Origin of the sequence: Actinomadura madurae, assembly GCF_900115095.1 — a bacterium.
Classification (GTDB): domain Bacteria; phylum Actinomycetota; class Actinomycetes; order Streptosporangiales; family Streptosporangiaceae; genus Spirillospora; species Spirillospora madurae.
The window spans coordinates 300,157-308,934 of record NZ_FOVH01000004.1 but is presented as its reverse complement, the minus strand read 5'-3'; the positions used below and the strand labels follow the sequence as shown (position 1 = coordinate 308,934).

At 68.8% G+C, this 8,778-nt stretch carries 8 protein-coding genes, 1 tRNA gene and 1 pseudogene; 5 read left to right on the top strand and 5 right to left on the bottom strand.

Features of this window, described 5'->3' with window-relative positions; all coding sequences use genetic code 11:
• Positions 1 to 688 precede the first annotated feature (688 nt).
• On the bottom strand, positions 689 to 1,639 hold the full coding sequence (locus tag BM339_RS14265; protein ID WP_075021119.1) for a hypothetical protein: 951 nt from the start codon (positions 1,637 to 1,639) through the stop codon (positions 689 to 691).
• A 521-nt stretch (positions 1,640 to 2,160) separates the two neighbouring features.
• Here BM339_RS14265 and BM339_RS14260 point away from each other — a divergent pair.
• Positions 2,161 to 2,739 (top strand): hypothetical protein, encoded by a 579-nt coding sequence (locus tag BM339_RS14260; RefSeq protein WP_075021118.1) that lies wholly within the window; start codon positions 2,161 to 2,163, stop codon positions 2,737 to 2,739.
• Here the strand turns inward: BM339_RS14260 and BM339_RS14255 are convergent.
• The 3 genes from BM339_RS14255 to BM339_RS14245 all read right to left on the bottom strand — a co-directional run bounded on the left by BM339_RS14255 (position 2,724) and on the right by BM339_RS14245 (position 4,740).
• Complete coding sequence (locus tag BM339_RS14255; RefSeq protein ID WP_075021117.1) at positions 2,724 to 3,533, bottom strand: hypothetical protein; 810 nt, start codon at positions 3,531 to 3,533, stop codon at positions 2,724 to 2,726. The two genes, BM339_RS14260 and BM339_RS14255, sit on opposite strands and share 16 nt — an antisense overlap.
• Positions 3,534 to 3,751: 218 nt before the next feature.
• On the bottom strand, positions 3,752 to 4,273 hold the full coding sequence (locus tag BM339_RS14250) for a hypothetical protein (protein WP_143118407.1): 522 nt from the start codon (positions 4,271 to 4,273) through the stop codon (positions 3,752 to 3,754).
• A 65-nt stretch (positions 4,274 to 4,338) separates the two neighbouring features.
• A complete protein-coding gene (locus BM339_RS14245; RefSeq protein WP_075021115.1) occupies positions 4,339 to 4,740 on the bottom strand; it encodes a hypothetical protein in 402 nt (133 codons plus the stop codon).
• Positions 4,741 to 4,901: 161 nt separating this feature from the next.
• Here BM339_RS14245 and BM339_RS52840 point away from each other — a divergent pair.
• Positions 4,902 to 5,093 (top strand): annotated as a pseudogene (locus BM339_RS52840) (IS701 family transposase); the annotation flags it as partial.
• Between the two features lie 618 nt (positions 5,094 to 5,711).
• Positions 5,712 to 6,209, top strand: coding sequence for a recombinase zinc ribbon domain-containing protein (locus BM339_RS14240; protein WP_075021114.1), 498 nt, complete (start codon positions 5,712 to 5,714; stop codon positions 6,207 to 6,209).
• A 185-nt stretch (positions 6,210 to 6,394) separates the two neighbouring features.
• Here BM339_RS14240 and BM339_RS14235 read toward each other — a convergent pair.
• Positions 6,395 to 6,480 (bottom strand) — tRNA-Leu (locus BM339_RS14235).
• A gap of 107 nt (positions 6,481 to 6,587) precedes the next feature.
• Between BM339_RS14235 and BM339_RS14230 the strand changes: the two genes are divergently transcribed.
• Together BM339_RS14230 and BM339_RS14225 are read left to right on the top strand one after the other, a co-directional pair.
• Positions 6,588 to 7,907: a M20/M25/M40 family metallo-hydrolase gene (locus BM339_RS14230; protein ID WP_021592544.1), complete on the top strand. Its 1,320-nt coding sequence runs from the start codon at positions 6,588 to 6,590 to the stop codon at positions 7,905 to 7,907.
• Positions 7,908 to 7,980: 73 nt separating this feature from the next.
• Complete coding sequence (locus tag BM339_RS14225; protein WP_075021113.1) at positions 7,981 to 8,661, top strand: hypothetical protein; 681 nt, start codon at positions 7,981 to 7,983, stop codon at positions 8,659 to 8,661.
• The last annotated feature ends 117 nt before the right edge of the window (positions 8,662 to 8,778 follow it).

Here is an 8,778-nt window from a genome sequence, read left to right as displayed (position 1 = left end):
CATTTCTGGGGCGGGTGTCGACGGAGGAACTGCAGGATCCGGGGAGTCGCATCGGTGGCAGTTGTCACGTGCTGAGCGGCTGGTTGTCGACCGTGGGCGGAGTTCTTCGACGTAGGGCAGTCTCGGGCGGTGGCGTGGCAGCGGCGTCGCGAAGCGGAACAGCGAGACCGAGCAGGGGCGTGCCCGATTGGAAGGCGAGCTGAACGCCGTCCCACCAGACCAGACGGTCAGCCGTAACGGACTCGCGGAGCTGCTGCGTCGGACCGGTGAACTCGCTAACGCGGTCGTCCGGGCGCATCCTGATGACAAGGCGGATCTGTACGCGAGGCTCGGGTTGAAGATGACGTACTACCCCGAAAAAAACTTGTGGAAGCCAGGGTGGTCCCGCCTTCCACATGTGCTAATGATTTGTGTCCGAGGGGCGACACGCCCCGACAGCACATGGCCCATCCATTCATCGCTCGTCGCTCTGACCGCATTTCGGTTGGTGCATAGCCTGCAGCCACCTGGTCGGATTGATGCGAGCCCGCACGCAGATTCGGACTGGTGCGTGCGGCTCGACATTACCGTCATGCGCAGGTTTTCCGCTTTGATCGTTCTCGGTCAGGGCTTGTGGCTGCCTCTGGTCCCGACGCCTGGTCCGCGGCCTTGAACGGGCGGCCGGGCATGGTTTAGGTTCGCTGCGGGTTCACGGCTGCAACGTCCGGGTGACGTCGCGAGCGACCGTGTAGGCGCCCGCGAGGTCGGCATCGCCGGAGCCTGAGGGGAGAGACGGAGCGTTGTACGCGATCAGGACGACCACGTTCCGCATGCGGAAGCCCACGTGGGCGTAGTCCTCCAGGCGGCCTCCGAATGCTTGCTCGCCCAGTCCTGCCAAGGGACGGAACCCCTTCAGGGTCTCACGCGACCTATGGTGCAGTCCCGCGTAACCGTGGGATGCCGCCTGGTATCCGGCGCCTGGCCAGTAGTCGAAGACCGAGGCCACCTCAACGATCAGATCCGCGGTCTGCAGCTTCGCTTCCACCGTCTTGTCAGCCTTCCAGCGGCAGGCGGTGGCGTGGACGTCGCGGAAGCCGGTGAGGAGCGGGTCTTCGTCCCAGAGACCGAGGTTCCTACCGTCGCGGACCACTTTGCCGAGCGTTTCGGCTGACACGAGCCGGCAGGCTGGTGGGACCTGGTGCAGTGGGGCGGGTCCCCGCGGGTTCTCCTGCTTGTGCGGGGTGGGTTCGGCGGGCAGGCCGAGCTTGCGGGCGACTTCGATCGCGGCCCGCCGGGCTCCGGCCAGCGCTGTCTGCTTGGGGAGGGTCTGCCCGTGCTCGTGTCCCTCGTAGACGATGGCGTAGAAACGTCCGCGGGCGGTGAAGACGTATTCCCCCCGCCCGCCCTTCGCCACGCGGGAGTATCTGGAGATCGCCTGTTCGCCGAGGCCGTCCACGCGTTCGGCGGGTGGGTGGAGCGTGGTGAACGCGGTGTCGTAGGCTGAGGTCGCGGGCATGTTCCGGGCGGTGTCGAGCTCGTCGGCCTTTACGGTGAGGACCTTCTTGTGGGCGCCCGTGCTGGACTGGGAGAGCCATACGCAGTCGTCGGGGTCGTCGTCCCGGTTCAGTGGGACCAGAGCCTTGGCCGTTTCGCTGGACACGCCGCATCCGTCGGGCAGGTCGGGAAGCCGGGGAACGGTGTCGGGGCCACGGCGCGGAGCCTCGAACGGCCCCTCCGCGACGCCGTGGACGCGAGGGGGCGCGGTCCCGTCCTGTCGGCATACACGCCGCCGACGCCGGCGGCGACCAGGACGATCACGGTGATTGCCGCGACGGCTGCGGTGCGCCGGGGGTTGGTGCGCAGCCGCCGGAAGAGTGGGCCGATCACGCTCGTGGCCTCCAGACGATGTTCAGGTCAGCGGTGGACGCGCCCGCTACGGCCCGCCAGGGAAACGCGTGCAGCCGATGCGGCAGCGAGTACGACGAACGATCACATGAGCTGTGATTGCTGAGGCGGCTGTAAAGTTCGAGGCCAGATCAGGACAACGCCCAGGCAGGAGAAGGCTGCGGTGGTGGTGCGGTGCCCGCTGGGCTGGACGAGCGGTCGCGACACGGAAGGCGGCCGGGCCCGGCTGGACACGCAGCGGCGAACTTCGGGGATCCTCGCACCGTCACACCCGGCATGATCGATGATCGGGAGACCTACGTCGTGCCGCACACCTGGCGGCATCCGCTCAGTCTCGCCCTGGTCGCGCTCGCTCTGGTCGCCCTGTGCACCGGTGCTGCGCTCACGGTGATCTGGGACGGGAACATCGGCCCGCGGCAGTTCGCCGTGGTCGCGGCCGCGTTCGGCGTGATGTGCCCGGCCGTGGTGACGCTCGGACGGGCGGGCGGCGCAGCACGCCGCCGACTGCGCCGCGAGATCGCGTTCTCGGTCACCGGTAAGGGCGTCTGGCTGGGCACCCCCGTCGACCTGCTGATTCCCTGGGAGCAGGTCGCGGCGATCGACGTAGTGCACCATCGATCCCGCGAATGGACGCTGCTGAACTTCCTGGACCTGCCCTGGCGAAGCCAGGTCAGCAAGGGCCGCTACGTATACGTCCACGCTGCCCTACCGCGCACCGGTCCCCCGCTCGCCCGCTTGGAGATCACCGGATGGCGGATGCGGATGGACCGGCTCGCCGACGCCGCCACGCACCACAAGCCCGCGGTACGCACCGCCGAGATCGATGCACTGAGCGCCCCTCAGCGTATGGACTGACCTCGGACGAGTCCGATGATCGCCTGGGAATCCACGGATCCAAAACGACCCGCCCCGGGGCTCACCATGCGACGGCCCCTCGACCTACGGCGAGTCGAGGCTTTGGGCATCCGCGCAGCCAACGTCGAAAATCGGCATGGCAACCGGCATCGGCGCTGTGGCCTGGGGCGATGTGTTCTGGAAACCCGCTCCCGGGTGGGCGGACCCCGGGCTGCCGAGTCGGAGAGTGCCGAGGACTGGTCAGCCGATCCAGTAGGCGGCACGTTCTGCGCCTCGACGGTGAACACGGCCGCGTAGTGCTCGGCGATCTCGCACCGCGTGATGCCGTCGCCGACCGGCTCGGCCGCCAGCCGGTCCTCGTCGATCATCATGATCGCGGTCCTCGCGGCGCAGCCGGAGAGGACGAAGGCGAAGCGGCGCCCACCCCTCTGACCGGGCGTCCCGCCGCCCAGCCTCGCACCGGGGAGCGACTTGAGGAACCCTTCGAGTTGGTCGGGCTGGCTCACCTCGGCCGCCCGCGCAGAACGGGGCGGCGGCGCGGCGAGCTTCTCGAACGCCACCAGCTTCCCAGGGCTCACCGGGTCGGGACTGCCTGTACGGGTGCCTCCCAGCGTGAGCCCGCCCGGGGGTGCCTTGGCCTTGTCGACGGCGAACATCGCCAGGTTCTTGTAGGGCGTGTCGCACTCCCCGTGTTCGGTCACGCCGGTGAGGTCCATGTTGAGCCGCCCAGGGCCGTCGCTGGTCAGGCGCGCGCCGCGGGCGGTGTCGCAGCCGCCGGTGTAGGAGAACAGCACCACCGCCTCCCCATCACCGTCCGGTCCGGTGGTGCGACGCGCGGGCCGTTCGCCGGCCGGAGGATCGCCGTCGCCGCCCCGGCCAACGCGAGCACGGCGACGACAACACCCGCAGCGATCCCCCTTCTGCCGCTCATGCCGTCTTCGACGGTGCGAATCCGTCTCCGGGTTCCCCTGCTCCCCTGGCGCCGCCGACGAGTTCTTTCTCAAAGATGCACTCAGCTGGTATAACGACGGCCGGCCTCCAGGGTGTCCGGGTCGTATTTGGTACGGAAAGTGTCTCCTGCGAAGACGATCTCGATGGTGCGGGAGCCGGTGAAACGTATCCGTTGCGGAGCTCCCAAGGAAGAGGTCGACCACACGGTCCGTTCCTGGTGGAACGGCTTCCGGCCGGACTGGAGTTTGACCTCCGCTGCGGAGTTCTTACGCAACCCGTCTCTGATGACCAGCACCAGCCGCGTATCACCGTCAGGAGAGACGTCATGGACGCGGCTGCTCCGTACCCCAGAAGCCCCCCACAAGGACAACAGGAGGAACAGGACGCTCAGCAAGAGCGCCACACTCACGCCCGTGAACGCCGCGATCCTTCTCGCGGGCTTGCTCGGAATGGGAACGCTCGCCGTGAGCGCGGCACCGGCGATGACCACCCCGAATGCGACCGACGCGATCCGGCCACCGTAGGCGAAGTTCCACGGGTTGATCAGGAAGAACCAGAACAAGGCCGTTCCGACCGCCGTCACCGCGCCCAGGGTAAGCACCGGTCCGCGTACCTGGCGCGGACGCGTGCTCAGGGTTGTACTCGGCGTCACAGCGTTTCCCTTTTCATGTGATTCCCGTTGAAGAGGCCTGGCTGGTCGCCCCCGATCAGGAGAGCGGTTCCGTGCCCCCCATCTGCGGCCTGCCGGCGGGGGGTTCCCACCAGGGTCAGGCTCACCGCTGCACGCTGCACATTGATCCTTTCCCAGGTCTTGGGATCGTTGGTCCGGCGGGGTACTACTGCGGCTCGGTGGTGGCCCGGCTGGGTGAAGAACCGGCGGGCAGAGGGAGTGAGCAGAGCGGCGACGGCGACGGTCGCGCTGATCACGCCGCCGATTGTGGCGGCGACAACCAGGGGAAGGGGGTCGTTGCCCGATTCCTGGGCGAATCTCACGCAAATCGCCAGGTTCACGAGGGCGGCGGGTACCCAACGCGCGAGCATCACGTACATGGCCAGCCGTACGGTCCTGGACGTCTCCGTGGGGGTGTGGAATCGGGTGCGTGCATGCCATTCCTTCAGCCGCGGTCGTTCGCTCGTTAGATGCGTCCGCAAAGGGAAATGTTGGTCCGGGGCGGCATGCGGTTCGGGGCGCGGAGTTCCGTCGGGACGAGGTGGGCGGAGGATTTCCTCGGGTGGAGCCGCGGTGGCAGGCGCGGGCGTATGTGACCGGGCTGCTGGCGCCGGACCGGATACAGCGCTTGCTGGGCAAACGTCCGCTGGGATGTGTCGGGGATGCGCGATGACCTGCGCGAGTACGTCTTCCAGCACCTCGGGGACGACTCGGGGTGCTGCTCGTGGACGAGGGGATCCAGTGCTGGGTCGGGGTCGGGGTCGGGGGAGAGAGGCTGGTAGTCGTCCGCGTCCGCACGCTGGCGAACAGTCTTGCGCCGCGCCGTCGACCCCGGCGGCATCCGACCCCGGCACAGCAGGTGCGGGGTCTTGCCCGGTCATCGGGGCCAATCGCTGACAATCCCGTGCGGCCGTGGGCCGTATGACTCCAAACCCCTCCGGCGTCACCGAGTTATACCGTGAGATCTTCGTTGGTGATCAGGCTGAGGCGAGGGAGATTCAGCATCTTGTCGTGCTGCTCTTCGACGGGGCCTTGCCGAGCAGCATGTCTTTTGCGTTCGGGGTGTTCGACCTTGCCGCGCACTACGGGGGCCTTCCTGGGATGGAGGTGGCCGTTGTCGCGGGCGAACCGGACACGACGATCGTGGGCGGCTGGTTGGCCTGCGCGGTTCCTTACGATCTGCGGGCGGTTCGGGACGCCGATCTGGTCATCGTGCCGAACCTGCCGCAGTGCTCGGCCGAGGATCCGCCCGAGCCCGCGCTGGAGGCACTGCGCGCGGCGCAGACCCCGACTCGCAGACGGCGCCGATCGTGCAATGGATGTTCACCCAGCGGGGCTTGGGCATCGGCAGGTGCAGCGGTGGAACCTGCCCGATGGCTGGGTCATCTCCGCCCGTCCCGCGCACCCGGCCCTGGTCAGCGAGTCCGACTTCATCGCGGTCCAGGGCATCCAGACCCCGCGCGGTGCCACCGCCCGCTCGGACCGCTGCTACCTGCTCGCCGGGCTGCTGCGGTGCGGCGTCTGCGGCCGCCGGACGGAATCGTGCTGGGCCAACAACCGGCCCGCGTATCGGTGCCGGCACGGCCACAGCAGCTCGTCGCGCTCAGAACCGGATCGGCCCAGGAACCTCTACGTCCGCGAGGACCACATCCTGCCCCATCTGCCGACCCTGCACCTTCGCCTGACCGGCCTGTCCGATGCCGTGCCGGACGGCGCGTCCACCGACCCCGGGGAGGTCATCGGCGACCTGCGCACCCGAAAGCTCACGCTCACCTATGAGCCCGAGACCCGCACGTTGCGGACCGGCACCCCGAGGGAGGTGAAGGACACCATCCACCACCGACGCTGACACCGAGGCGCCTCGCGTCGTTGCACGCGCCGTTCCGGCGCAGACTGCGGCTGGTGTGCTCACGGCATCCACAACCACGGCGAAAGGAAGTGATCAAACAGCGAAAAGCCAACCCTCTCGGGTGTAAACCAGCCCCGAGAGGCACTCCAGAGTGCCCGGAAATACCCGGATATGTACGAACTGTGTGTCCGAGGGGGGACTTGAACCCCCATGCCCCGTAAAGGGCACTAGCACCTCAAGCTAGCGCGTCTGCCTATTCCGCCACCCGGACCGGTCGCAGGCCGCAGCGGGCTGCGGCGGGCTTCACCATACCAAAGGTGGCGAGTCGCGGCGAAGTCGATCGGCGGGGCACCATGGGACGGTACGCGAGGACACGAGGTGATCACTGTGGCGCACGAGCCGACCGCTGAGGACGAGGTCGTCCGGCTCTGCCAGGAACTCATCCGGATCGACACCAGCAACCCGGGCGATCATTCGGGGCCGGGGGAGCGGGTGGCGGCCGAGTACGTGGCGGAGAAGCTGGAGGAGGTCGGGCTGGAGACGCGGATCTTCGAGTCGCATCCGGGGCGGGCGAGTCTCGTCGCGCGGATCGAGGGGGAGGATCCGGGTCGGGACGCGCTGCTGCTGCACGGGCATCTCGACGTCGTGCCGGCGCGCCGGGAGGACTGGACGCGGGACCCGTTCGGCGGGGAGATCGCGGACGGGTGCGTGTGGGGGCGCGGCGCCGTCGACATGAAGGACATGGACGCGATGATCCTGGCCGTGGCGCGGCAGCGGCTCAGGGAGGGGCGCAGGCCGCCGCGGGACATCGTGCTCGCCTTCCTGGCCGATGAGGAGGCCGGGGGGAACTGGGGTGCGCAGTGGCTGGTGAAGGAGCATCCGGAGCTGTTCGAGGGGTGCACCGAGGCCGTGGGGGAGGTCGGCGGGTTCAGCCTGACGGTGCCCGGGGACCGGCGGATGTACCTCATCGAGACGGCGGAGAAGGGCATCGCGTGGATGAACCTGACCGCCAAGGGGACGGCCGGGCACGGGTCGATGGTGCATCCGGACAACGCGGTCACGGCGGTGGCGGCGGCGGTCGCGCGGCTGGGGGCGCACGAGTTCCCGGTGCAGTTGACGAAGTCGGTGCGGGCCTTCCTGGAGCGGGCGTGCATGGCGTACGGGGTGGAGTTCGATCCGGATCGTCCGGAGAAGTGCCTTGAACAGATCGGGCCGCTTGCGCGAATGATCGGCGCGACGCTCCGGCACACGCTCAATCCGACGCGGCTGGACGCCGGGTACAAGACGAATGTCATTCCGCAGAGTGCCACGGCTCAGATCGATGGACGCTTTTTGCCCGGATATGAGGAGGAGTTTTTCGCGGTAGTGGACGAACTTCTCGGGCCGGACGTCGAGCGGGATTTCGTCCACCATGACCACGCGGTGGAGACGGACTACGAGGGGGCCCTCGTCGCGGCGATGGAGGCGGCGCTGACCTCGGAGGACGCGGGCGCGCTGCCGGTGCCGTACTGCTTGAGCGGCGGGACGGACGCGAAGGCGTTCGCGCGGCTGGGCATGCGGTGCTTCGGATTCGCGCCGCTGAAATTGCCCCCAGAGTTGGACTTTTCCGGAATGTTCCATGGCATTGACGAGCGCGTTCCCGTGGACGGGCTGCGCTTCGGCGTCAGGGTTCTCGACACATTCCTTGATCGCTGCTGAATTTGCCATCACCACTGCGTTCCGTGGTGCTATCGTCACCATTCGTTGACGGGTCCGTCGCAACGGAGGGTGTGTGGTGGCAGGGGACGCGGCGCGGGTCGGGGCGGTCATCGCCCGGCCGCGTCGCGTCTCCGCCGGACGCGCCGTCCGGCGGCTGCTCGTTCTCGGCGGGCTCCTGATCGCGGGCTGGCTCCTCGGGTGCGCGGCGCAGTCCGCGCATGCCGACGAGGGGCCCGCCGCGCCGGCCGAGGTCGTCGCGAAGACGCCCGTCCTCGGGGACGCGGTCACGGCCGTCCATCAGCGTGAACCGGTGCGCGGAGTCGTCCGGGCCGTGGCGAAGAAGGCGCCGCGCGAGGTGCCGGTGCAGCAGGTGGTCTTGCCGGAGGCTTCGAACGATCCGGTGACGGTGCGGGAAACCCCTCCGGCTGCGGCCGCGGGTGAGGTTTCCCAGGCCCAGCGGCCAGCGCGCGAGCTGGACGTGCACCGGGTTTCCAGCGTTTCCGTCGATCGGACGGCCGTCGCCCATGAGGCGCGCCATGCCGTCCAGCAGCATCGGGCGCCCATGCCGGCGCCCGACCACCCCGACGGTGGTTCGACGGTCGGTGGCGTCGTCACCGGCGCCCTGACCGCAGGGCTGCCCGACGTCGGGACATGGGCTCCGGCCCCGCCGCGCGCGGCGCTTCCGCGCGCCTCCTGCGCGATGCCCCCGGCCGTCCGCACCGCCGCGGACGAGCCTTCCTTCGCGCCCGACTAATCCCTGATCACAGTCTCCGGACGCGTGCCCGTGCGGCTCGGGCACGCCGGTCCGGTCATCCGCCGTGCCCTCATGCGCGGCATCCCCCCGAGACACACCTGTCTCTTCACCCTTTTC